Origin of the sequence: Nocardia abscessus NBRC 100374, from assembly GCF_000308455.1 — a bacterium.
GTDB lineage: Bacteria > Actinomycetota > Actinomycetes > Mycobacteriales > Mycobacteriaceae > Nocardia > Nocardia abscessus.
Genome location: NZ_BAFP01000031.1, coordinates 40,118 through 63,738 on the forward strand (window position 1 = coordinate 40,118; position 23,621 = coordinate 63,738).

21 protein-coding genes are annotated in these 23,621 nt (G+C 68.7%); 12 read left to right on the forward strand and 9 right to left on the reverse strand.

Annotated elements, in window-relative coordinates:
- Positions 1 to 43: 43 nt before the first annotated feature.
- The 3 genes from ON19_RS05125 to ON19_RS05135 all read right to left on the reverse strand — a co-directional run bounded on the left by ON19_RS05125 (position 44) and on the right by ON19_RS05135 (position 1,448).
- Entirely contained in the window at positions 44 to 346 is a 303-nt protein-coding gene (locus ON19_RS05125; protein ID WP_043687606.1) for a WXG100 family type VII secretion target, read from the reverse strand.
- A 36-nt stretch (positions 347 to 382) separates the two neighbouring features.
- Positions 383 to 700: a WXG100 family type VII secretion target gene (locus ON19_RS05130; protein WP_043687609.1), complete on the reverse strand. Its 318-nt coding sequence runs from the start codon at positions 698 to 700 to the stop codon at positions 383 to 385.
- Between the two features lie 397 nt (positions 701 to 1,097).
- Positions 1,098 to 1,448 (reverse strand): winged helix-turn-helix transcriptional regulator, encoded by a 351-nt coding sequence (locus ON19_RS05135; RefSeq protein WP_043687612.1) that lies wholly within the window; start codon positions 1,446 to 1,448, stop codon positions 1,098 to 1,100.
- 99 nt (positions 1,449 to 1,547) lie between these two features.
- Here ON19_RS05135 and ON19_RS05140 point away from each other — a divergent pair, with 99 nt between their 5' ends.
- Positions 1,548 to 2,411 carry an NAD(P)-dependent oxidoreductase gene (locus ON19_RS05140; protein WP_043687615.1) on the forward strand — a complete coding sequence of 288 codons (864 nt, stop codon included), beginning with the start codon at positions 1,548 to 1,550 and terminating at the stop codon, positions 2,409 to 2,411.
- Between the two features lie 91 nt (positions 2,412 to 2,502).
- On the opposite strand, the gene ON19_RS05145 is transcribed toward ON19_RS05140, so the two are convergent.
- From ON19_RS05145 to ON19_RS05160, 4 genes are all read right to left on the reverse strand, one after another.
- The gene (locus ON19_RS05145) at positions 2,503 to 4,038 is read right to left on the reverse strand and encodes a serine/threonine-protein kinase (protein ID WP_043687618.1); all 1,536 of its coding nucleotides are present in this window, start codon (positions 4,036 to 4,038) and stop codon (positions 2,503 to 2,505) included.
- Between the two features lie 82 nt (positions 4,039 to 4,120).
- Positions 4,121 to 5,350 carry a DUF7373 family lipoprotein gene (locus ON19_RS05150; RefSeq protein WP_043687621.1) on the reverse strand — a complete coding sequence of 410 codons (1,230 nt, stop codon included), beginning with the start codon at positions 5,348 to 5,350 and terminating at the stop codon, positions 4,121 to 4,123.
- The gene (locus ON19_RS05155; RefSeq protein WP_227954464.1) at positions 5,347 to 6,546 is read right to left on the reverse strand and encodes a DUF7373 family lipoprotein; all 1,200 of its coding nucleotides are present in this window, start codon (positions 6,544 to 6,546) and stop codon (positions 5,347 to 5,349) included. The genes ON19_RS05150 and ON19_RS05155 overlap by 4 nt, the downstream gene beginning before the upstream one ends.
- Before the next feature lie 109 nt (positions 6,547 to 6,655).
- The gene (locus ON19_RS05160) at positions 6,656 to 7,861 is read right to left on the reverse strand and encodes a DUF7373 family lipoprotein (protein ID WP_043687628.1); all 1,206 of its coding nucleotides are present in this window, start codon (positions 7,859 to 7,861) and stop codon (positions 6,656 to 6,658) included.
- Between the two features lie 145 nt (positions 7,862 to 8,006).
- Between ON19_RS05160 and ON19_RS41300 the strand changes: the two genes are divergently transcribed.
- The gene (locus ON19_RS41300; protein WP_043687631.1) at positions 8,007 to 9,356 is read left to right on the forward strand and encodes an FHA domain-containing protein; all 1,350 of its coding nucleotides are present in this window, start codon (positions 8,007 to 8,009) and stop codon (positions 9,354 to 9,356) included.
- Between the two features lie 85 nt (positions 9,357 to 9,441).
- Here ON19_RS41300 and ON19_RS05170 read toward each other — a convergent pair whose 3' ends face one another.
- A complete protein-coding gene (locus ON19_RS05170; RefSeq protein ID WP_051168551.1) occupies positions 9,442 to 10,887 on the reverse strand; it encodes a neutral zinc metallopeptidase in 1,446 nt (481 codons plus the stop codon).
- Between the two features lie 108 nt (positions 10,888 to 10,995).
- On the opposite strand from ON19_RS05170, the gene ON19_RS05175 reads away from it, so the two are divergent.
- From ON19_RS05175 to glmM, 5 genes are all read left to right on the forward strand, one after another.
- Entirely contained in the window at positions 10,996 to 13,503 is a 2,508-nt protein-coding gene (locus ON19_RS05175) for an FHA domain-containing protein (RefSeq protein WP_043687634.1), read from the forward strand.
- A gap of 100 nt (positions 13,504 to 13,603) precedes the next feature.
- Positions 13,604 to 15,313, forward strand: a complete 1,710-nt coding sequence (locus tag ON19_RS38700) for a hypothetical protein (protein WP_051168552.1) — start codon at positions 13,604 to 13,606, stop codon at positions 15,311 to 15,313.
- Positions 15,314 to 15,489: 176 nt separating this feature from the next.
- Positions 15,490 to 15,933, forward strand: a complete 444-nt coding sequence (gene rplM / locus ON19_RS05185; RefSeq protein ID WP_040864934.1) for a 50S ribosomal protein L13 — start codon at positions 15,490 to 15,492, stop codon at positions 15,931 to 15,933.
- Entirely contained in the window at positions 15,930 to 16,439 is a 510-nt protein-coding gene (gene rpsI, locus ON19_RS05190) for a 30S ribosomal protein S9 (RefSeq protein ID WP_051168553.1), read from the forward strand. The genes rplM and rpsI overlap by 4 nt, the downstream gene beginning before the upstream one ends.
- A gap of 215 nt (positions 16,440 to 16,654) precedes the next feature.
- Positions 16,655 to 18,031, forward strand: coding sequence for a phosphoglucosamine mutase (glmM, locus tag ON19_RS05195; RefSeq protein ID WP_043687637.1), 1,377 nt, complete (start codon positions 16,655 to 16,657; stop codon positions 18,029 to 18,031).
- 512 nt (positions 18,032 to 18,543) lie between these two features.
- Here the strand turns inward: glmM and ON19_RS05200 are convergent.
- Positions 18,544 to 20,199 carry an ABC-F family ATP-binding cassette domain-containing protein gene (locus ON19_RS05200; protein WP_043687934.1) on the reverse strand — a complete coding sequence of 552 codons (1,656 nt, stop codon included), beginning with the start codon at positions 20,197 to 20,199 and terminating at the stop codon, positions 18,544 to 18,546.
- A 146-nt stretch (positions 20,200 to 20,345) separates the two neighbouring features.
- Between ON19_RS05200 and ON19_RS05205 the strand changes: the two genes are divergently transcribed.
- The 5 genes from ON19_RS05205 (at position 20,346) to ON19_RS05225 (ending at position 23,617) form a co-directional block, all read left to right on the forward strand.
- Positions 20,346 to 20,537, forward strand: a complete 192-nt coding sequence (locus ON19_RS05205) for a PspC domain-containing protein (RefSeq protein WP_043687640.1) — start codon at positions 20,346 to 20,348, stop codon at positions 20,535 to 20,537.
- 96 nt (positions 20,538 to 20,633) lie between these two features.
- Entirely contained in the window at positions 20,634 to 20,942 is a 309-nt protein-coding gene (locus ON19_RS05210) for a DUF6802 family protein (protein WP_043687643.1), read from the forward strand.
- Between the two features lie 127 nt (positions 20,943 to 21,069).
- Positions 21,070 to 21,381 carry a hypothetical protein gene (locus tag ON19_RS05215; protein WP_043687646.1) on the forward strand — a complete coding sequence of 104 codons (312 nt, stop codon included), beginning with the start codon at positions 21,070 to 21,072 and terminating at the stop codon, positions 21,379 to 21,381.
- 58 nt (positions 21,382 to 21,439) lie between these two features.
- On the forward strand, positions 21,440 to 23,221 hold the full coding sequence (locus ON19_RS05220) for a superantigen-like protein SSL4 (RefSeq protein WP_043687650.1): 1,782 nt from the start codon (positions 21,440 to 21,442) through the stop codon (positions 23,219 to 23,221).
- A 48-nt stretch (positions 23,222 to 23,269) separates the two neighbouring features.
- Entirely contained in the window at positions 23,270 to 23,617 is a 348-nt protein-coding gene (locus ON19_RS05225) for a hypothetical protein (protein WP_043687654.1), read from the forward strand.
- Positions 23,618 to 23,621 lie beyond the last annotated feature (4 nt).

The following is a 23,621-nucleotide window of genomic DNA, read 5'->3' on the forward strand; positions in this document are numbered from 1 at the left end:
CGGCACCGAAGTACCGGGGGCTCGAATCAGCCGAGACGGGATCTCAGAAGAGGCCCGCCAGCGCGGTGTCGGTGCCCTGCAGATCGGAGTTGCCGCTGCTGACCAGCTTGCCCGCGCTTTCCAGCGTGGTGTTCAGCTGCGTGACCTGCGTGTTCCACTGGGCCTGCAGCGAGGCGAACGCGTCGTTCGCGTCACCCTTCCAGTAGTTCGTCACGAAGTCGGTGACCTGCTTGTGGAAATCTTCGAGCATGGTCATGACGCTGCGCGCCTCGGCCACGATGGCCTGTGCGCCCGCGTCGACCTCGCCGAAGTTGGAGGCAATCCGACCGGGGTCGTTCGCTACCATGGGGAGCTCCTTGTTGTCTGTGGTACGGCTATCGGATCAGGGGAGGTCCAGGCTGGAGGACTGCGCCGCCACCTGCTGGGCGAACTGCTGGTCCTGGTCCGCGAACTTCCGGCCGGCGTGAGCGAGCTTGTCCGACGTCTGATCCAGCTGGTCGTTCAGCTTCCGCGCCTGGGCGAAGTAGCTGTCCATGAACGTGTCGAACGCCTGACGCGCCGCACCGCTCCAGGTGGCGGTGGTCTGATCCGACTTGCTGTTCAGTGCGGTGATCGCGGTCTGCAGATCCCCATGCCGCTGCCGGCAGTTGTCTACAAACTTCGAGATCGCCTCTTCGCTCGCTTCGAGCTGTCCTGCCATTTCGGCTCCTTTCGGTTCCCGTCTCGGCCAACGGCGGAAGCCTCAGTTGGCCTGTACATCTGGTTGGACGCGGTGCGGGTCTGATCGGTTCCATCCGACTCGAGAAAGTTCGGCTTCGCCCCACGGGATCAGGGCACTGCGCCCCTGAGCCCGGCTCGTCCGTGGTTTCGGCGGCCACGCACGGGCCTGCTCGGAAGACCACGATGCGGTCCGGGTCTGCATGACTTGTAACGCCAGCGCTCGGCTCCCCTCCTTCCCCCTGCTCGCTGCTGAAATGATCGGCGAGTGGGCTGGCTGCGGTACACCTTACCGAACGCCTAAGTCCGCCGCTACCAGCAGATTGCAGTTCGGCCGCGGCGAAAGGCGATGTTGCCGGCCGCTGTTCCGCCGAGCATCGTCATTGACGATCAGAGGGTACGGACTCGTCCATGAGGTGTTCACGGCCCCACGCTTCCAGCGGGAGCAAGGCTTGGTTGAGCAGTTCGCCCAGCGGGGTCAGCGAGTACTCCACACGCGGGATCATCTCGTCGTACACCTCGCGGTGGACGATCCCGTCGGCCTCCAGTTCGCGCAGTTGCGTGGTGAGGACCTTCTCGGTGACGCCTGGTACCTGGCGGCGTAATTCACCGAAGCGGTGGGGGCGTTCGCTCAGGGGCCACAGGATCATCATCTTCCACTTGCCGTTCAGTACCGCCAGCGTGGCATCGAGCCCGCACGTGTATGCGCCCGGTCTGCGTGTGATCGGCACGACTATCCCTTCCAGCTGCCTGTTCTCTTACCCGGAAGTACGTGCCCACTTCCATGTGCGTACTTGATCGACCCGGATGCCTCGCCAACAGTAGCTCTCATGTCCGATCACTCGAAGAAGTCGCTCACCGTCCTCGGCCTCGGCGATATGGGCTCGGCCCTGGTCCGCTCCTGGCTCGCCGCCGGGTACGCCGTCACGGTCTGGAACCGCAGTGCGCGACGGGCTCCGGAGGGCGCGATGGTCGCGGCCACCGCCGGTGCAGCCGTCACCGCGAATGCTCTCGTCGTCGTCTGCCTCCTCGACGACGCTTCGGTCCGTGCGACCTTGGACGGCATCGACCTGACCGGCCGGGACGTCGTCAACCTCACCACGAGCACCCCCGCCGAAGCCCGCGAGCTTTCCGGCTGGGTCGCCGCTCGCGGCGGACGTTTCCTGGACGGCGGAATCATGGCGGTGCCCTCCATGATCGGTGTCGCAGGCTCCGGCGGATACGTTTTCTACAGTGGTTCGGCCGAGCTGCACGAGACCCATGCCGAGACTCTGGCCGTACCCGCCGGTGTCACTTATGTCGGCGCGGACGCCGGTTTCGCGGCCTTGTACGACATCGCTCTCCTCAGCGGGATGTGGGGCATGTTCGCCGGTGCCGCGCACGCCTTCGCCTTGATCGGTGGAGAGGACATCTCACCGGTGGAGTTCGCGCCGCTCCTGGTCGGCTACCAGCAGGCGATGGCCGGATACGCGTACGGCACCGCCGTGCAGCTGGCGAGCGGCGATTACGCCGAGGGAGTGGAGTCGAACCTGGCGATGATGGTCACGACGAACGCGACGTTGCTGCGTACCGCCGCCGAACAGGGCGTCAGCCCCGAACTTCTCACGCCCTTCATGGCACTGATGCAGCGCCGGGTCGCCGAAGGCGGCGGGAACGAGTCGACCACCGGCGTCGTGGACCTCCTGCGCCGTTAGCGGTCGAAGCCCGTGCTGGAACGAAGCGGTCTCCTCCGTCGAACTACCGATGTTCTCTGCGCACGGCTGCGTCGATGAACGACGAGAGGGACTACTTCACCCGATTGCGCAGCACCGGCACCAGGCGGTCGAGCAATGTTTGCTGCGAGGCCTCGCTCCAATTGCGAACCGCCGCCACGGCTGCGGGATCGTCCAGCGGAATCACCGTCGCGCGCGTGCCCGCTACTTGGTACGGCAGACCGAGCAGACCACCGCCGCCGGCCTTTTCGTCGCTGCGCACGGCCAGCACATAGCCGTCCGGCGCGACCTCGAGCCGGGTGGAGGACGTCAGTTCCCTCGGTGACGTCTCGTCGCCCTGCCGCCCGTAGTTGAAGTTGTAGACGAACCCGAGATCCTCCAGGAACTTGGTCTGTGGAGTGCCGCTCAGGAAGATCGAGACCTGCGTGCCGCGCGGCACGTCCACCATTGTGATCGTCTTGCCTCGGAACACCGGGTTGTCCGCCCGTGCTTGGTCCAGCGGTGACAGCGCGGTCGTGCTGGTCGGTGTGGCGCCCGCGGGGCCGGGGGCGGATCCGTCCCGATTCAGTGCCCAGATGCCGATTCCCGCGGCGAGGGCGACCGTCACGATGCCTGCGGCCGCCGCGAGCAGCCAGTTCCGCCGCGCGGGCGGCGTGCTGGTGCTGCCCTGGCCGGAGACGGCGACGCGCGGATCGGTCCGCGGTCGCGGATCGAGAACCTGGATCGGATAGGTCGGGGAAGTATTCGTGGCCACGGGGTTGTAGCCGGGAGTGAGAGCGCTCGCGGCCGCGTCGGTGAATTCCCGGCAGCTGTGGAAGCGTTCGGCCGGGTTCTTGGCCATGGCCCGGGCGAAGATGTGATCGATGGCGGGCGGCAGGCCGGGGCTGACCGCCGTGGCCAGCGGCGGGGGCTCGTGCAGGTGCCCCATCATCACCAGCGCGGGTTGCGTTCCGGGGTAGGGATTGCGGCCGGTGAGCAGTTTGAAGAACGAGCACGCGAGGCTGTAGACATCGGCGCGGTGGTCGAGCGGGCTACCGGTGAGCTGCTCGGGCGGAGCATAGGCGATGGTGGCGACGAAGCTGCCGGTCTGCGTCAGTTCGGTGGTGTCGTCATTGGCTTTGGCGACGCCGAAATCCGTGAGCAGGACGCGTTCTTCTTCACCGTCGGCGGGGGTGGACAGCAGGAAATTCGCCGGTTTGACGTCGCGGTGCAGCAGACCCTTGCGGTGTGCGTAATCGAGGCCCTTACCCACCTCGGTCGTGATACGCAGGGCGCGCAGCGGATTCATCGCATGCGGATCGCGGGCCAGTTCGGCGGCGGCATCGGTGCCGTCCACGTATTGCATGGCGATCCACAGCTGGCCGTGTTCCTCACCGCGGTTGTAGACCGAGACGATGTTCGGATGATCGAGCCCGGCGGCGAGATTGGCTTCGCGCTCGAATCGGGTACGAAACTCGTAGTCGCGGCTGAGTTCCCCACCGAGCACCTTCAGCGCGTCGGTCCTGGGCAGGCTGGGATGTTTGGCCAGGTACACCGTGCCCATCCCGCCCGCGCCGAGCACCCGCAGGATGCGGTACCCGCCGACGATGGTCCCGGGGCTCAGCGCCATATTTCACGATCTCCTGACTGGACGCGGGCCGCTGCGTTCGCCACGCAGCATATCGGAACCGGGTCGCGACGAAAGTGCGGCATTATCGGCTGTTCGCGAAAACGGAATACTGTGCGGCAGCCCGCTGCTGAGCGTCCAGCAGTTGATTCGCCGCGACGAATCCGACGTATTCTTTGTACGCGACGACGCAGGTGAATCGCCGGTCGTCGAAAAGCCCGGACCGGTTCTCCACACAGGCCGAATCCGGCAGATGCTGCGGCGGATCCACCGCTGTGGCGACCACCGTCGGGGTGATGCGTTCGGCGGCCACCCGACGCGCCGCCTCCGGGCTCGCGGTGCGGATGACCAGCGTTCCGCCGGAGACCGCGAATTTCTCGGCGCCCATCGCGGTGAAACGTTGTTTCGCGTAATCACGGTCTTCGGCATATTGGATGATTCCGCGAAGACCCAAAAGGGCGTGCGAGTCGTCGTAGCTCGGGGATTGGACCTTGGCCGGATTCAGGGTACGGCTGAGCAGATGGTCGGGATCCCAGGGCAGTCGCAGCATCTCTTCTTCGGTGAGCGCGGGTAACTGGTCCAGCATCGGCAGCTGGACGTCGTACGCCTTCTCCGCCAACGCGATCAGGGCGTTGCGGTCGGGGGCGTTCGCCGAGACGAGGAACGCCACCACATAGGAACCGTGCGCGCGCACGGTGCGCAGGAACGGCGAGCCGGGACGCCAGTGCGCTCGTGCTTGCGGCTGCCGCGGCAGCGCGACCGGCTCGTTCTGGTCGCGGTAGGCGCCGAGATCGGCGTCGTGGAACTCGGTCGCGGCCTGGCGTGCACGCTCCGGGTCGGGGAACTGCATGACGGTCGTGGCGACCGTCGTGGAGTTGGGCCGGGGCTTGGTCGGCCACCCCGAGGCGAACAGGCTGATGTTCTGGTCGGAGCCGTTGGTATGGAACCCGTACATCATCCGGTTCCGCTCCGCGATCGGCTTCATGTCCTCGGGGCGTCCGAGTTCGCCGGGCAGCACCCCTGTGCTGACGCTCGAGGGCGTCCAGCTGTACTTCATCCGGGGATCGATGTCATAGGCGGACGCGACGTGATCGGCCAGCCGCATCGCGGCGACCTTGCCCATGTCGATGAACAGCGGTTGGTAATCGTCGTCGTGCGCGTTCGGCGGCTCGGTAGGGTAGTTGCCGGTGTCGAGACGGCGGACGTCGATCTCGCCGGGGTGCGCGGTGCCCGGCATGGTGGAACCACAACCGGTGAGGATCGCGGCGGCCAGTGTGCACGCGAGTGCCGCGGTGGCGGTGCGGAATGTGGTCATGCGGCATTCACCAACAGGGCGTATTGGGCGGAGATGCGTTGCTGCGCATCGAGTAATTGATGTGACCACGCGAATGCGGTGTAGCGGTCGTGGCTCACGGAGCAGTAGAACCGGACGACGACCGTCTTGTTGCCGATGTACTCCTTGCAGCGCGCCGCGGGCAGCCCTTTGGGCGACTCGGTGGCGCGGAACTTCTTCGTCAGACCACCGCGCTCTTCCCGCAGCTGTACGGCGGCTGCCGCGTCGCGTGCGCGGAACAGATCGGTCCCGTCGGTGGCGTACCGGTCCACTCCGGCCGCTTCGATGATCCTGCGGTCCTCGGCCGAATCGGTGGTGAAGTGCAGAGCGCCCTGGCCCGTGTACGCCCCCGGCGGGTCGATCCAGGAGTCTTCCCTTGGCCGCGGCAGGGCGCGGTTGAGCATGCCGTCCATATCGATCGGCAAGGTCATCAGCTGGTCGACGGGGGTCGGAGTGAACCTGCCGATGGCCGGGACGATGGTGTCGAGACTCTTCTCGACCAGGGTGAGCAGCTGAGGTAGGTCGACCTTCTCCAGGTAGACCTTCGCGTAGTCGTACACCCAGGTGTAGATGACGAATTTCCCGGTGGCGAACCACGACCCGATCGACTGGTCCGTCGGCTGCCAGTGCGCGTGCGCGGCGGGGTACTTCGGGATCTGCACGGGTGTGTTGCGGTTGTTGGCCTCGAAGTCGACGCGTTCCAGGGCCGCCGCCGCGGCGGTCGCCTTCTGCTCGTCCGGGAAGATCAGGATGGCGTTGACCAGGTCCGTGCCCCGGTTGTCCGGCGCGCTGCCCGCGCTGCTGAGGAATCCGGACACGAAATCCGGTGCGGCCTCGGCGAACCGGGAGACGTCCATGATGCGCCCGAGCGAACCCTTCGGCTCGAGGAAGACCTTGGCGATGGACGGATTCGCGGAAACGAACGCGGGGTCGATGTCCGACGGCAGTGGCACGAAGTTCGCCAGCCGCTCCGCCTCGATCATGCGCGCCTGCTCCGGATTCTTCGCGGTCCCCAACGTGCGTGGCTGAGTCGCGTAATTGCCCACGTCGAGCTGCGCCAAGTCGGCGGGCGGCGCGGACTGCTCGGGTCCGGCCTCCGAGTCGCCGCACGCACCACCCGCGACAGCGACGACTCCGGCCAGCACCAGGGCACAGGCGGTTCGAATCGATTTCGACATGACGCCGTGCTGCACTTCCCTCCCCTAACTGCGGTAGTTGCGCCGGAATCCTACTTCGCTCACCCGCGATCGGGGACCGCGAGAGCGCAGGCGCCTACCGGTCCTGAACTCAGAAACTGTTCGCCAACAGCGCATACTCCGCGGCGACCTTCTGTCGCACGTCGGGTTCCTTATCACTGGTGACGACTCCGACGTACCGCTTGTACGCGACGTAGCACCGGTACTTGTACTCCCGGTCCGGGTCACCCTTGCTGTTGAGCTGCAGGCACTTGGCTCCGGGAACGTCCTTGGGGGCGCCGATGGGGTCGTAGTGGGCGCCTTCGCTCTCCAGCAGGCCGGTGACCAGCTTCTGGGCGGCGGCCGCGTCGCGGGTGCGGGCGACGTAGCTGTCGTCTACGAGGCCGATGTGATCCACGCCCGCGTCCTCGATCAGGCGCAGGTGGACGGACTCGTCGTCGGCGCGGTGCACCGTGTGGTAGCCGCCGTAGACGGCGAAGGCCGCCGGGTCGGGAGCGCGGTTCTTGCGCTCGGCCACCGCGACGCGGGCGAGCAGGTCGTCGGGATCGACCTTCAGGCTGTCGAGCTTGTTCACCGGGGTCGCGGTGAACTTGTCCAGCTGTGCGACCTCGGCGGCGAGGGTTTTGTCGACCCACTTCACCAGGTCGTCGCCATCCGCGATGGGCCGCTGGATGAACAAGGAGATGACGAATTCCTTGTGCGCCATGAAGGCGCCGACGTTGGCGACGCCCGGCCGCCAGTGGACGAATGCGTCGGGGTATTTCGTCGAGGTGAGTTTGCGGTTGTCCGGCGAGACGGCGATGTCGACGTCCTCGAGTTCGCGCGCGGCGAGCTTCGCGGTGGCCTCGTCCGGGAAGCGGAACACGGCGTTCGTGACCGCGGTGGTGTCCGGCGCCGGGTTGGTCTGGCCGGCGGGATCGGGCCGGTCGGCGCCGCTGGCGGCGTACCCGACGACCAGTTTGCGATTGTCGAAGACCGGCTTGGACACCTTGGCGACGAAGTCGAGCGCCTGCTCGGCGTCCACGACGACGGTGCTGCCGCGCCCGAATTTCAGCGTGGGGTCGATGCGTACGGTCGGGACCACGGCATCGGACATCCGCATGCCTTCCAACAGCGCGCCTTTGCCGCCGGACTCCTGGCTGTATTCGTGCTTGTCGACGGGATAGGTGCCGACTTCCAGCATGCGTACATCGATCTCACCCGCGGTCGGCGTGCCCTGCACCCCGGCGCAACCGGCCAGCATCCCTGCCAGTGCCAGGCAAGACGCGGTGAGTGCGATGCGTTGCGTCCGAACCATCTCAGGCCCCTCGTTCCTCCCGTTGCTGACCATGAAGTTACCCGACGGAGGGCGGGGAGGGGGACCGATGGTGTTCGTATTGCCATACCCTTGTCGGTGTGGCGACGACCCCGCACTGCACCCCCGGTGGAGGCCGATACCGTTGATGGATCGGCAGGTCGAGGTCGTCGTAGGCAGCCACGCCGTGGCCAGGGTCGCGGGCGCGGTCGTCGTCGTCGCGCATCGCGGACCGGGCAGGCCCACCCGGGACTCGCCCGCCGCCGTCGCCCTCGAATCACTGTCCGAACTGGTGCGCGACGCGACCGATCAGGAGCCGGACGGGCCCGGCGCCCTGGTGGCGCGGCAGGCGACGCGCTGGCTCATGAAACACGCCGAGCGAATCAGCCCGGGCGAACCGATCGACTTCGGCATCCTCTCCACCGCCGAGCACGGTGGCGTGGCGATCTTCCTGCACGGGGCGGTCACCGCCGTGCTGGCCGGTGACGGCGTGTTCGAGCGATACCGCGGCAGCGACGCCGCGTTCACGGTGGATCGGGTCGCGGCGGTGCCCGCGCGGGCGGCGGCCCTGTTCGTGGACGACGGGAAGGGCCGGATCCCGGATCTGCCACCGGAGCGCGGCATCGGCCGGCTGGTGGAGGGCATCGCGCAGGCGGGTGGTGCGATCGTCTGGTCGGAGGGCTCCGGCGCCGATGGGCGGAGCGAGGGCCCGGCGTCCCGTCCCGAGGGAGCGCATCGCCGCCCGGAGACCGCGCCGCTGCCGACGGCTCGCATCGAATCCGGGCAGCGCGCCGAATCCGAGCGGTCCGAGCCGCAGCCCGCGCCGCAACCGCGGCACGTGGCCGGACAACCGCGGTACCCGACCGCGCCGTCCACCGCGATGCTCGACGCGGAGGCCGAGCAGACGCCGATCGACCCGCACCACGCGCCCACCCAGGTGGGTGGCACCAATCCCGCGCCGCGGCCCGACCCGGAACTGCAGCGTCGGCTGGAGGCGACCGCCAAGGCCACCGCGCTCACCGTCAAGGTGATGGGATTCAAGTGCGCGCGAGCGCATCCCAGCGATCCGCGGTCGGCGTTCTGCACCGTCTGCGGCATGCCGGTGGACCAGACCCAGGCGCTGATCGAAGTGGTCCGCCCGCCGCTGGGCATGCTGATCCTCGACGACGGCATGACCTACATGCTCGCCGCGGACGCGGTGATCGGCCGCGATCCGGAGCGTTCCCCCGCCGCGGAGAGCGGATTGGTCCCGCTACGCGTCGACGACACCTCCGGCGGCATGTCCCGGGCGCACGCCGAGATACGCCTGGTGAATTGGGACGTGACGGTGGTGGACAGCGGTTCGACCAATGGCACCAGGACCCGGCTGCCGGGTTACCGCGACTGGATGCGCCTGGCGCCGCGCCAGTCCATGGTGCTCGTGGCGGGTACCGAGATCATGCTCGGCAACCGCGTGCTCCGCTTCGAACTGGCCGCGCCGCCACCGTTCGGCCGCTGATTCTCGCCGACGACCTGTTCGTCGCCCGCATGAACCATGTGGTCGGCTACCGATAGGTAGAGCCCAGCCATTCGGTTACTTCTATCTACGAATAGCGCGCCATACAGGTGCTTTCGCCGTTGAGGACGCCCGCCCGGAAGGCGTCGACCCGGGAGAAGCCACTGGGGACGGTCTTGCCTTTCGCGTCGCTCGCGGCCAGGCCGTCGGTGAGCAGGCCGGAAACCGCTTCGTCGAGATCGCCCGCGGCGAGTTTGATATCGCCCTGGTCGACCGGCCGCCCCGATTCGGCCAGCTTGCCGGTGACCACTCCGGACAGGCAGGCCGCGCGCAGTGCGGTTTTGGCGCCGACCAGGCTCTGGCCGCGGCTCTGCTGGACGGCCAGCGTGTATCGCGAGATGAACACGACATAGCCGTTGTAGTCGCCGGTCACCTTGAGCGGCAGCGGGTCGTCCTCGTCGACGCTGGACGTGCCCCGCTCGGCGAGCCCCGGTATATCCGTCGCGATCGTGTTCTCGGCCGGGCAGTACGAGACCGGGGCGGTGACAACGCCGTTGCGGCATTCGATCGTCGCTCGGGAATAGTTGTAGGTCGGCTCGTCCTCGACCGGCAGGATCGCTTTGAGCGCTTTGGTGAGCTCGATCAAGTGTTCCTTCGTGATCGGATGCTCGCCGTGCCCCGCGTCGTCGCTGAAGGTCTGCGGCAGTTCGGCGCGGCGCTGATTGATCTCGTCGATGTCGATGCCCTTGCAGGCGCGCGGACCGTCGGTGAAACCGATCTGCACGGCCGTGACCCGTTCGAAGGCCGAGCCGTGCACGCTCTCCGGGTCGTCGGGGTCGGAGTCGCGGATGGCGACGGTGGCGGCGAGCACCGAATTTAGGCCGTCGGAGGTGTTGATCGTGAAGTGGGCGGCCTTGCCTTCGGCGACGTGCCGCATGAACGCGCCCGCGAAACAGTCCGCCTGCTGCTCTTTGACGATCACCGGATCCTTCGGTCCGACGAGCTTGGCCATGGTCTGCACGGCGTGCCCGTACTCGTGCGCGAGCACCATCACCACGGCCATCTTCCCGAAGGTCTCCTCCATGGTGGGAAGCAGGACCGACCGGTCCCAGCCGATGGAATTGTCCAGACGGCAGTAGGCGGCGTTGACCAAGCGGTAGGTGGTCTCCTTGCAGAACTCGACCGCGTCGCCCCTGGCGGATTTCGCGCTCCAGGACAGCAGCTTCTCGACGGGCTTGAACTCGCCCTGGAACTCCTTGCCGAACGCGTCGCGCCAGTAGGTCTGGATGTCGTCGACGGCGTTGAGCGCCAGGGTGTCCACCGGGCCGCTGTCGCCGTTGGACGCGGTCAGCGTGCTGTCGGGCACGCCGGTGCGCGGGCCGCTCGGGCCGCTCGTGGTGGGCAGTCCGGCGACCTTGAACGGATCGTCGTAGATGGAGACGGCGTGGCCGTCGACCGAGCGGGTGCACCCGCCGGCCAGCACCAGAATCCCCAGCAGAGCCGCGACAAGCGCGGTCGCGTCGACTCTCGGCAAGGCTCCCCCTCGGTCGGCCGGCACAGCGTTCACATCGGTCTCCGGATCGGGGCAATTGGCGCATCGGGGGCACCGCCGATGTCCGGGCGATGGAATAGTATCCGCTGCATGTCTTCACCGGGGGCGCAGACCATCACCGTGCGCCATGATGGAAACGAACGAGTATTCGATTCGAGCCAGCAGGTCACGATGGGCCGCGCGCCGGAGGTGACGCTGTTCGTCGACAGCCCGCTCGTTTCGCGTGTGCACGCGACGCTGGCCTGGCAGGGCAGCGCCTGGGTGTTGACCGACAACAAGAGCACCAACGGGGTGTTCGTCGACGCGCGCAGGCTGACCCAGCCGGTGTCGATCGACCGGCCCACCCAGGTCCGGCTCGGTGACGCCATCAGCGGTCCGCTGCTGCACCTGCTGCCCGCGAACCCGCAGCCCCCGCAACGGCCTTCGGTGCGCCCGGCGCAGCAGGCGCCGCAGCCCGGGCCGGCGCAGCCCGGTCCGCCGCCACACGCGGTCCGGCGGCCGCCGCAGCAGTTCCAGCGCCCGCAGTACCCGGCGCCGCAGGACGCGCCCGCGCCCGCGCCCGCGCTGAACGTCAACATGACGACCAGGGCCGATACCTCGAATATGCCGCCGGTCCGGGCCAGGGCCAGCACCGCGCCCATCGCCCGCGCCGACCGGATTCCCCAGTCCGGTCTGAGCATCGGCCGCACCACCGACAACCAGATCGTCGTCAACGATCCGCTGGCCTCCCGCAAGCACGCCCGCCTGGTCTCCTCCGCGGAGGGGCTGGTCATCGAGGACCTCGGTTCGGCGAACGGCACCTTCGTCAACGGGCACCGCCAGCAACGGGTGGTGCTGCGCGAGCGGGACATCATCACCGTCGGCAACGTCGACTTCGTCGTCCAGCAGGGCGCGCTGGTGCACCGGCAGAAGCCGGTCGCCGAGCAGGGGCTCGCGGTGCACGGAGTCGGCTTCACCGTCGAGGGCAACAAGCAACTGCTCGTCGACGTGAACATGACGGCCAGCCGCGGGACGCTGACCGCGCTGATCGGCCCGTCCGGTGCGGGTAAATCGACGCTGTCGCGCCTGATCGCGGGCACCACCAGGCCTTCCGGCGGCGTGGTCACCTTCGAGGGGCGCAATCTGCACGCCGAGTACGAGGCGCTGCGCTCCCGCATCGGCATGGTGCCGCAGGACGACGTGCTGCACCGCCAGCTCACGGTGCGCCAGGCGCTCGGTTTCGCGGCCGAGCTGCGGCTGCCGCGCGACAACAGCAAAGCGGACCGGCAGAAGGTCATCGACGGTGTGCTGCAGGAGCTCTCGCTCACCGAGCACGCCGACACCAGGGTCGACCGCCTTTCGGGCGGCCAGCGCAAGCGGGCATCGGTGGCGCTGGAACTGCTGACCGGTCCGTCGCTGCTGATCCTGGACGAACCGACCTCGGGCCTGGACCCGGCATTGGACCGCCAGGTCATGGTCATGCTGCGAGAACTGGCCGACGCCGGCCGCGTGGTGATCGTGGTGACCCACTCGGTGGCGCATTTGGACATGTGCGATCAGGTGCTGCTGCTGGCGCCCGGCGGCAAGACCGCCTACTGCGGCAACCCGGCCGGCGTCGGCGCGGCGCTCGGTACCAGCGACTGGGCGGAGATCTTCGCCAACGTCGCCGCCAACCCGGATCAGGCGTTCGCGGCCTACCGTTCCCGGCAGGCGTTCGCGCCGCCGCCCCCGCCGCCCCCGCAGCCGTACGGGTCCGCGGGCAGTCCGCCACAGTCCAGCCGCGGCAAGCAGTTCTCCACCCTCGCGCGCCGTCAGGTCCGGCTGATCCTGGCCGATCGCGGCTATCTGACATTCCTGGTGATCCTGCCGTTCATCCTCGGCGGGCTCTCGCTGGTGGTGCCGGGAAAGAACGGTTTCCAACGCGGCGCGTTGAAAGCGCTGCCGGACGGCAGCTTCGTGCCCGAGGGCGGCAGCGAGACGCAGCAGCTGCTGGTGGTGCTGATTCTGGGCGCCTGCTTCATGGGCTCCACACTCACGGTGCGCGACCTGGTCGGTGAACGGACGATCTTCTACCGCGAACGCGCGGTCGGCCTGCTGCCCTCGGCGTACCTGATGGCGAAGATCGCCGTATTCAGCCTGACCGCGCTGCTGCAATCGGCGGTGCTGGTTGGCATCGTGCTCGCGGGTAAGAAGCGCCCGGGCGAGGGGGCGGTGCTGGCCTCCGGCAGCGCGGAGCTGTACATCGATATCGCACTGACCGCGATTTGCTGTGTGGTCGTCGGCCTGTTGCTCTCCTCGCTGGCGAAATCGAACGAACAGGTGATGCCGCTGCTGGTGGTGGCCATCATGGCCCAGCTGGTGATGGCGGGCGGCCTGATCCCGGTCACCGGCCGCGTCGTGCTCGAGCAGGTGTCCTGGCTGTTCCCGGCTCGCTGGGGATATGCGACGGGTGCCTCGACGGTGAACATCCGCGAGCTGTTCCTGAACGCGCAGCCCGACACGCTCTGGCAGCACAAGCCGGAGATATGGGCGCTGGATGCCGGCGTGCTGCTGTTGATCACCCTGGTGCTCGCGGTTTTCACCTGGCGCCGGTTGCGACTGAAGAAGTCGGCGGCGTGAGGCGGTCCGAACGGTTCGCGAGCGCCCCGGTGCGCCGAAACGGCGCCGAACGGCGCGGGAAGGCAACGACGAGCATCTCGGCCGCGGACCGGGCACACTTATGCCTGTGACGGTGCGAGTAGGGGCAGTGCATCTCGGCTGGGATGTGGTGTCCGTGGCCGCCGGTGGCGGTGGGATTCCCATCCGCCCGGTGCAGCTGGAGGGCATGTGGACGCCGCCGGCCTATCTGCTGGCGGACTCGTCGGGCCGGTTGCATACGGCAGGCGTGGAACGCAACAGGCCGGATCTCGGGATGGCGATCGCCGACGTGCGCGACATCCTCGGGCATCCGCAGATCGTGGTGGCGGGCGCGACCTGGCCCGCCGAACTGGTCTTCCGCGCGCGCATGTACAACCCGCTCGCGGAGATCGGCAAGCACTTGCGCGGCAAACCGGACCTGGTGGCGCTGCCCTTCCCCGACAACTGGCCGGACGAGAAGGTGGAGATGTACGCCGCGATGGTGGAACAGCTCGACGTCGTCGTGGAACCGCTGCCGGAGAGCGTCGCGCTGTCCGGCTACGTCCGCGCGCTCGGACTGGTGCAGCCGCCGGACCGGACGATGCCGCGCGGCATCGGCGCGACGGGCGTGTACTCCGACGGCCGCAGCATGCTGGTGGTCGCGGTGCACGGCGATGACGAGCAGCCCACCGAGTCGGTCGACGTCCCGGTCGACGCTGCGGCCATGCGCGATGCCCGGTCGGCGGACGACGTGGTGATCGAGGTGATGGCGGCGGCCCGTTCGATCGGCGCGGACACCTCGACGGTCCTGCTGTCGGGCAACGTGCGCTTCAACGACGCGCTGCGCCTGGCCTTCCAGAACCATCTCGGGCATCGGCTGCAAGTGGCCGACCATCCCATGCACGCGCTCGTGCTCGGCGCGGCGCACCTGCTGGTGAGCGACACGGAAGCAGACGAACCGGAGCCTGCGGGCAGGCACGCAGAACCCGCGCACGCCCCGCAGCGCCCGATGGAAGCCCGGCCGCAGGCCGAGTACGCCCCGCAGCAACCGGCGCAGCCGGGCCAGGCCGAGGCTGGGCAGCACTCCCAGGAGCAGTCGACGGTCCGGCCGGTGCCCGGCGTCCAGTACGGACCGGGATACCCCACCCAGCCCGACGAGGCGACGACCAGGCTCGGGCGCGACGAAGTGCCCCGCGGTCTCCCGCCGAACCTCGCCGAGCTGGGCAGCCGCTTCACCCGGCCGCCGAGTTCCCCCGACGATCAGGCCGGTCGGCCTCCGGCCGGCGACCTCGCGGGCCCGTCGTCCGGGCCCCCGCCCGGCGGGCCGGTGCCGCCGCTCGGCCCGCGGCCGCCTTATCCGGGAGCGGCGGAGCAGCAGCCCTACCCCGGGCAGCAGCACCAAGGCGGATGGCAGGCCCCTGGCACGGAGTCCGAGGACGAGGACCAGCACCGCAAAGGCAAGCTCTGGAACAAGATGAAAGGCAACTTGTTCGGAGCCAATACCGTCGTCGGAGCGGTAGCGCTGGCTGTGGTCGCGCTTCCGTCCGGGGGTGATCGGGTGGAGCTGACCGCGCAGCCGGTCGTCCGCGACGCGGGATCGATCGTCTCGGACGAACTCGCCGAGCCCGTCGCGTGCCCGGCCGTTCCTTACGCCATCACCCAGCCCCGATCGGGGGTCACCACCGCACGGGGAAACCAGACGGAAGCCCAGGAAAGCGTCGCGGAGTGCGGGCGGCCCGAGGTCGACACCCTGCGGTACCTGGTCCCCGGCCCGCCCGGCGCCATCGACCTCGGCCCGCCGATCGAGATCTGACGCGATTTCTTCCCGCGATACCCCGCTGGTATCGTGGCTCGTTGGCGTGTGGAACGTCCGGTCGATTCCTGGTGAATCGCCGTGCGTCCACCGAGTCCCGGGTCTCCACCGGCCGCCGGGAAAACAGCTCGACCACACGCTCGGCTGGCAACACCGACGACAGACAGGGAAGCACTGTGCCTACGTACAGCCCCAAGGCGGGTGACGTGACCCGTAAGTGGTACGTCATCGACGCCACTGACGTAGTGCTCGGCCGTCTCGCCGTCCAGGCAGCGAATCTGCTGCGTGGCAAGACGAAGCCGACCTACGCCCCGCACGTCGATGGTGGCGATTTCGTCATCATCATCAATGCCGACAAGGTCGCCATCAGCGGCAACAAGCGGCAGGACAAGCTGATCCACCACCACTCCGGGCACCCGGGCGGCCTCAAGTCGCGGACCGTCGGTCAGGTGTTGGAGACCCGCCCCGATCGGCTGGTCGAGAAGGCCGTCAAGGGCATGATCCCGAAGAACAAGCTCGGTAACGCGATCGCGGGCAAGCTGAAGGTCTACGCGGGCCCGACGCACCCGCACGCCGCTCAGCAGCCCATTCCGTTCGAGATCAAGCAGGTGGCCCAGTGACCGCTCCCGAGGAATTCAACGAGGACCTCGTCGAGGAATTCGACGCTGCCGAGCCGGTCGAGGACGGTGCGGGTTACGAGGACTCCGAGGTCTCGGCGTCCTACCCGCCGGTCGTGATCGACCGCCCGGTGCAGACCGTCGGCCGCCGCAAGGAGGCCGTCGTGCGCGTGCGCCTGCTGCCCGGCTCCGGCAACTTCGTGCTCAACGGCCGCACCATCGAGGACTACTTCCCGAACAAGGTGCACCAGCAGCTGGTCAAGTCGCCGCTGGTGACCGTCGAGCGCACCGAGTCCTTCGACGTGCACGCCCGCCTGGTCGGCGGCGGCCCGTCCGGCCAGGCAGGCGCCCTGCGGCTGGCCATCGCCCGCGCCCTGATCGAGGTCACCCCGGAGGATCGTCCCGCCCTCAAGCGGGCCGGCTTCCTGACCCGTGACCCGCGTGCCACCGAGCGCAAGAAGTACGGTCTGAAGAAGGCGCGTAAGGCGCCGCAGTACTCGAAGCGCTGATTTCGGCATCGTCGACCTTCCGCGTCCGGCACCCTCGCGGGGCCGGACGCGGTACGGTCGTCGCGGCAGCTGTACGAGAGCAGGCTCCCAGCGAACAGCTGGTCGCCTGCTCTCGCGCTGTATGAAGACGCGGCGTTCGCAGGGCCTTCAAGGTGCACAGGCCGGTGCCTCCAGGGCCGACGCTCACGCCACAGATCATCAATGAGGGGCGAGGTATGGGACGGTTGTTCGGCACCGACGGAGTCCGCGGGCTTGCCAACGAGTCGCTGAGTCCGGAGTTCGCGCTGCGCGTCTCCGGCGCGGCCGCGCAGATCCTGAGCCGGGGCAAGAAGCGCGCGCTCGCAGTGGTCGGCCGCGACCCACGGGCCAGCGGCGAGATGCTCGAGGCCGCCGTGACCGCGGGGCTGACCGCGGCGGGTGTGGACGTGCTCTCGTTGGGGGTGCTGCCGACGCCGGCCGTCGCCTACCTCACCGGCCTGTACGACGCGTGCCTGGGCGTGATGATCTCCGCCTCGCACAACCCCATGCCCGACAACGGGATCAAGATATTCGCCGCGGGCGGGCACAAACTCGATGACGCGATCGAGGACCGGATCGAAGCGCTCGTCGCCGCCGAGACGCCGTTCCGCCCGACCGGCGCAGGCATCGGACGGGTGCGCAACGCGGCGGGCGCGCGGGACCACGGGCTGACCATCCCGGACCAGTACAGCCTCGCGGGCACCCATGAGCGCTATGTGGAGCACCTGGTGGAGGCCACCGGGCGGGATCTGTCCGGGCTGACCGTCGTGGTCGACTGCGCGCACGGCGCCGCCTCCGAGGTGGGGCCCCACGCGTACCGCGAGGCCGGCGCCACGGTGATCGCCATCAACGCCGAGCCGGACGGGCTGAACATCAACGACGGTTGCGGCTCGACCCATCTCGACCAGGTGCAGGCCGCGGTGGTGGAGCACGGCGCCGATCTCGGCCTCGCGCACGACGGCGACGCCGACCGCTGCCTGGCCGTCGACGCCTACGGCAATATCGTGGACGGCGACGCGATCCTGGCGATCCTGGCCCTCGCCATGCACGAGGCGGGCGAACTGACCGCGGACACCTTGGTCGCCACGGTGATGAGCAACCTCGGTCTGCACATCGCCATGCGGGCGGCCGGAATCACCTTGCGCACCACCGCCGTCGGCGACCGGTACGTGCTCGAGGAGCTGCGGCGCGGCGGCTTCACACTGGGCGGCGAGCAGTCCGGGCACGTGGTGTTCCCGCGCTACGGCACCACCGGCGACGGCATCTTGACCGGGCTACGCCTGATGGCGCGGATGGCGCAGACCGGGCGCACCCTGGCCGACCTGGCGGGCGTGCTGCAGCCCGTGCCGCAGATCCTGGTGAACGTACCGGTCAGCGATAAAGCCGTGGTCGCACGCGCACCCGAGATCCGAGACGCGGTGCTGGAGGCGGAGCGGGCGCTCGGCGACTCCGGGCGCGTGCTGCTGCGGCCGAGCGGCACCGAGCAACTGGTGCGAGTGATGGTGGAGGCCACCGACCCGGCCCAGGCGCGCCAACTGGCGGACGACCTGGCCAAGCGGGTCGCGGCTGTGTGATTTTTCCAGCGCCTGGGCCGCGAACGGCGCATGCTCGGTCTCGCTTCGCTCGAAACCTGGGGTTGGGGTGCGCGGGGGCGTTGGTTTCCGAAGTCAGGATTTAGTGCGCGCGGTTGGTGGTGGCTGGTCGTAGGTTGGCCAGTGCTGGTTGGTTTGTTGTATCCGGGGCGTGGGACTCGTCCTGGGCGGCGCAGACTGTGCTCTCGCAGCGCTCGGAACCGGGGTCTGGGTGAGCAGGGCGCGTCGCTCTCCGAGTTCAGGATTTAAGTGCAGGCGGTTGGTGTGGCTGGCCGCAGGTGGACTGGTATTGGTGACTCGTCGCGTACGCGGTCGCCGCTCGGCCGCGAGCCGGGCCGCGAACGGTGTATGCCCCGCGCTCGAAATCTGTAGGTGAGCCGGTGTTTTTGTAAGGTTGCATCGTGCGGCTGTGGGTCTCGGCTATGCGGGTGGGGGCGGGGAGCTGACTTCGGTTGTGTGGCACAGTCGGTCTCGCCAGAGGGCGATGGCTGCGGTCAGAGTGTTTCGGTGAGTACGCCCGCGGTCATGTGCCAGCGGCGGGTTGCGCGGACGGTGTCGAGCATGCGGCGGTCGTGGGTGACGAGCAGGAGTGTTCCGCTGAAGGATTCGACGGCCTGTTCCAGCTGCTCGATGGCGGGGAGGTCCAGGTGGTTGGTCGGCTCGTCCAGCACGAGCAGGTTCACCCCGCGGGCTTGGAGCAGGGCGAGGGCGGCGCGGGTGCGTTCACCGGGGGAGAGTGTGTCGCACGGTCGCAGCACGTGCGGGCCGCGCAGGCCGAATTTGGCCAGCAGCGTGCGTATGTCCGCCTCCGGCAGGTCCGGCAGTTCGGCGCCGAAAGTGTCGGCCAGCGCGGTGTTCCCGCGGAAGAGTCCGCGCGCCTGGTCCACCTCGCCGATTTCGACGCCGGAGCCCAGGCTCGCTGAACCGCTGTCCGGCTGGAGCCTCCCCAGCAGCATCGCCAGCAGGGTGGATTTTCCGGAGCCGTTCGCCCCGGTGAGCACGATGCGGTCGGCCCAGTCGACCTGGGTGGTGATCGGACCCAGCGTGAAGTCGCCGCGGGTGACCGTCGCCCGGGACAGCGTCGCTACCACCGAGCCGCTGCGCGGAGCCGCGGCGATGCTCATGCGCAGCTCCCATTCCTTGCGTGGTTCCTCCACCGCGTCGAGTCGTTCGATGCGGCGCTGGGTCTGCCTGGCCTTGGCAGCCTGTTTCTCGGTGGATTCGGCGCGCATCTTGCGGCCCGCCTTGTCCGAGTCCAGCTTCCTCGGGTCACGCGCCTTGCGCCGCGCGTTGCGGACACCGTGTTCGAGCCAGTTGCGCTGCATCTGTGCGCGGGCCTCCAGGCCCGCTTTGGTGTCGGCGTACTCGTCGTAGGCCTCGCGCGCGTGCTGCCGGGCGATCTCCCGCTCCATCAGATACGCCTCGTACCCACCGTCGTACAGCCCGACCTGCTGCTGGACGAGGTCGAGCTCCACGATGCGATTCGCGGTGCGCGCCAGGAACTCCCGGTCGTGGCTGATCACCATGAGCGGCACCCGCACGCCCGCGACGAACTGCTCCAGCCGGGCCAGTCCGTCGAGGTCCAAGTCGTTGGTCGGCTCGTCCAGCAGCAGGATGTCGAAGCGGGACAGCAGGACGGAGGCGAGTCCGGCGCGCGCGGCCTGACCACCGGACAACCCGGTCATCGGGGTGTCCAGCCCGCCGGGCAGGCTGTCGGCCAGGCCGATGTCGGCGGCGACCTCGTGGGCGCGCTGGTCCAGGTCGGCCCCGCCGAGAGCGAGCCAGCGCTCCAGCGCGGGGGAGTACTCGTCCGGCCCGCCTTCGGCGAGGCGCTCGGCCGCGGCGTCCATGGTTCGCTGCGCCTCGGCGACACCTGTTCGGCGGCAGAGGAATTCGAAGACGGTCTCGCCGTCGACCCGCTGTGCCTCCTGAGCCAGGTAACCGACCGTGGCGTCCGGGGGGCTGAGCGTGATGCTGCCCGTTGGCGCGTGCCGGTCGGCGAGCATGCGCAACAGGGTCGACTTGCCCGCGCCGTTCACGCCGACCAAGCCGATCACGTCGCCCGGCGCGAGGGTCAGATCGAGCTCGGCGAACAGCGTGCGCTCGCCGTGACCGGCCGACAGGCCGCGGGCATGCAGAGTGGTGCTCACCTGCACGAGTCTGCCGTGCTCGGGGTCGGACCCTGACCTCGCCCCGGGAGAAATCAGGGTCGGTATCGGCCGCCGGGCCGATGGCGGGGCCCGCGGAGCGGGGCACAGTGGAGGTCGTAGCCATCACCGCCAGAGAGGGAAGACCAATGACCGCACCGACCCGCCGTTTCACCCGCTCCACCCACGACAAGTGGATCGCAGGCGTCTGCGGTGGCCTCGCCGAGTACCTCGGCTGGAACGCCAACGTCGTCCGTCTGCTGTTCGTGGTGTCGTGCCTGCTGCCCGGTCCGCAGTTCGTCATCTACTTGGTCCTGTGGTTGCTGATGCCGAAGAAGTGAGCTGGGAGGCTGCGTCGGGCCCGCGTGAGTGTCAGGATGGAACGATGCCGCTGCAGCGGCACCGCACCACCGTATGAGTCCCGCTGAGGAGGAGTCATGATCACCTCGGGCGAATTCCCCGGACTGGATATACCCGGAATCGACGCGTCCTCGTCACTCGATGGGCTGGGTGCGATCGAACTGCACCACCCGACCCAGGACATCGACGGCGACGGCACCCTGGACACCATCACCACGACGGGTGAGGAGGCGATGCAGGTCTGGACCGACTACGACCACGACGGCTTCGCCGATCACGTCACCGTGGTGGAGAAGGACGGCGACTACGCCGCATGGGAATTCCATCGCCACCCGGACGGCACCTCCGAGTGGGTTCGCACCGACCGGGGCAGGATCGGCAGCTAGTCTTCGCCGCGGGAGCGGAATTCAGGGGAACCGGGTGTCGGCGTGTTGCGTCGAAGGAAGTACGGCGGCATCCGGCGCGAACGGGATTCGCGTCGGCGCAATGACACTACGAGCACGGAGGGGAATCGTGGGCGGGTCGGAGACGGTCGGTGTGCGGACGGGGGAGCTCGGTGCGCTGGGCAGCGACTACCGGAGATCGGCGGACGCGGTCCGCGACCAGGCGAAGCGAATCGCCGACCATCCGTTCGGCATCGGCGACGAGGCGGGTCGCGGCTACGCGCCGCAGGGAATCGCGGTGCATCAGGGTCTCGAACGGATCAGTGCGTGGCTACGCACGTGGAGTGAGGCCACCACCGCGACCGCGGACGCGCTCGGGGCCGCCGTGGTGGCCTACGCCGAGACCGACCAGCAGCGCGCCGGCGAGACGAACAAGACATGAGACCGACGAATGACCCGTGTTCGCACCGGCGACGCCACACATTCGAGGAGTCGGAATCATGACGGTTTCCTGGCAGGGCAAGTCGATCGACACCCTCTTGGACGAGGGCACCGCGGGGCTGCGGTACTGGATCGAGTTCATGCCGCTGTACGAGGCGGCGTTCGGCGGCGATGGCGGGCGCGGGAATGTCGCCGAACTGCTGGCGATGTACGACGCGCAGCGCGGCATGCGGCTGGAGAAGCTGGAGCAGGCGGGCGAGGCGCTGAAAGTCGCCCTGTCCGAGGTCGATCGCCAATGGGACGCGCAGCAGGGCTACACCCGCCGGCTGCCCGAGTTGTGGCAGGGCGCGGCGGCCACCGCGGCGCTCGACATGCTCGGCAAGCAGTCGATTCTGGCCGACGAGGACCGGCAGCACGCCCGAGCGGCCATGGCCGTGATCGCCGACATGGCGGCCGCGTTGCGCTCGGCGGTCGCCGCGAAAGCGTTCGCTACCAGGGAGCTGCTGGAGGGCCCGATAGGCGGCGGCAAAGTCGTCCGGATCGACGGCAAGACTCCCGAAGACGTGAAAGTCGTTGTGGATGTGCACAATGCGCGGGAGTGGATCGACGCGGACCAGGTGCGCGCACTCGGCCGTATCTTCCCGGCGCTGGCGGTGCCGGAGGACAAGATCAACAAAAGTGTGCTCGGCTTCATCAATTCCGACAGCAGGAATCTGCTCACCGGCGCGTACGGGGACCGGGTCCGCAGCGTCACCGAGGAGTGGCTGACCAAGACTTTCCGACCCGACTTCGATCGGAAACTGACGTCCTATGTCGACGTCTGCGCCGAGGTCGACCGCCTGTTCACGGATCAGTACAAGAATCTGGCCGATGCGCTGGCGCAGGTCGCCGAGCGGTCCTACCCGTACCCGGAAGCCCCGGCGGCACCGCAGCCCGGGGCGCCCGCCGTCCAGGACGAGCCCGAGGCCACGGGATCTCCCGGGCCGCCCGGCGCGCCCGCCGCCACGGTCCCGGCGAGCGCCACACCGAGCGGCATCCCCACGTCCACCACTCCGAGCGCTCCGGTCACGCCCAGCACGCCGGCGACGCCGAGCATGCCCACCACCCCGGAGCCCAGACTGCCGTCGCTGGACGGACTGGCCGCGATCAGCCAGGTGGCGCGGGAGTTCCCCTCGGTGGCAACGGGTGTCGGCGAGGCACTGAATCTCGGGTTGTCCGCGCTGAGTGGCGCCATCACCAGCGGAGTCGACGACGTGATCGAAAAGCTCATGCAGAGCACCGAAGCCGACGACGGCGTCGATGACGACAAGGACGAAACTCACCGGCCGAAGGCGGAATTCGATCTCGGCGACAAGCACGTGCGGTTCGAGATGGGGCCGGACGGCCAGGTGAAACTCCTCCTCTCCGAGGCGACGGGCGAGGTGCGGGAGTTCACCGTCGAGCTGAACGAGCACGGGATGCCGATCATCTCGGCGACCGAGCCGAAACCCGAGGACGCGCAGCCTGCGGCTCCGGAGTCCGAGGATGCCCAGCCTGCGGCTCCGGAGTCCGAAGCACCGGAGTCCGAGGCGCGGAAGTCCGAGGTGCCGGAGTCAGAGGCGCCGGAGTCGGAGGAGAAGGCGGCACCCAGCCCGGCTCCCGCCCCGGACACCGATGCGGAGCAACCCGGTCTGCCGGGCGCCACCCCGCCGAGCGCCCGGCGCGAAGAAGACGGCGAGCACTACCCGAAGCCGATGCCGAAACAGGGCGAGCCGGAATCGGACGCGCCGGTGGACAGCGGCGCGGAACTGGCCGAAGCGGGGCCGCTGGGTGCGGAGCTCGCGGAGGCGGGCCCACTGTGAGCGCGGCCGGATGACTGCCGCCACACCGGACGAGCGAGGAGGGGCGACATGGTGAACTACGCCGAGGAAGCCAGGCAACTCGGCGCCGAGAACCAGCGCCGAATGTCACTGCTGCTCGACGAGATCCAGGCGATCAACGAGGAGACCGCGGCGACCGGCCGGGAGTTCGCCGACCGCCTGGTCGCCGACATGAACGAATTCTGGACTGCGCATGCGGGCGAACCGGACGAGGCCGCGGTCGAGGCGGAGAAGCAACGGCTGGAAGACGAAGCGCGGGAGCAGCGCGAGGCCATCGCCCGGTCGATGGCCGCCCGCCGGGCGAATCAGACGGTCACTCCGGTCGACGATGAGGACGAGGAGGCCAAGTTCTACCAGCGCAAGAGCTGGCTGATCTGACCGG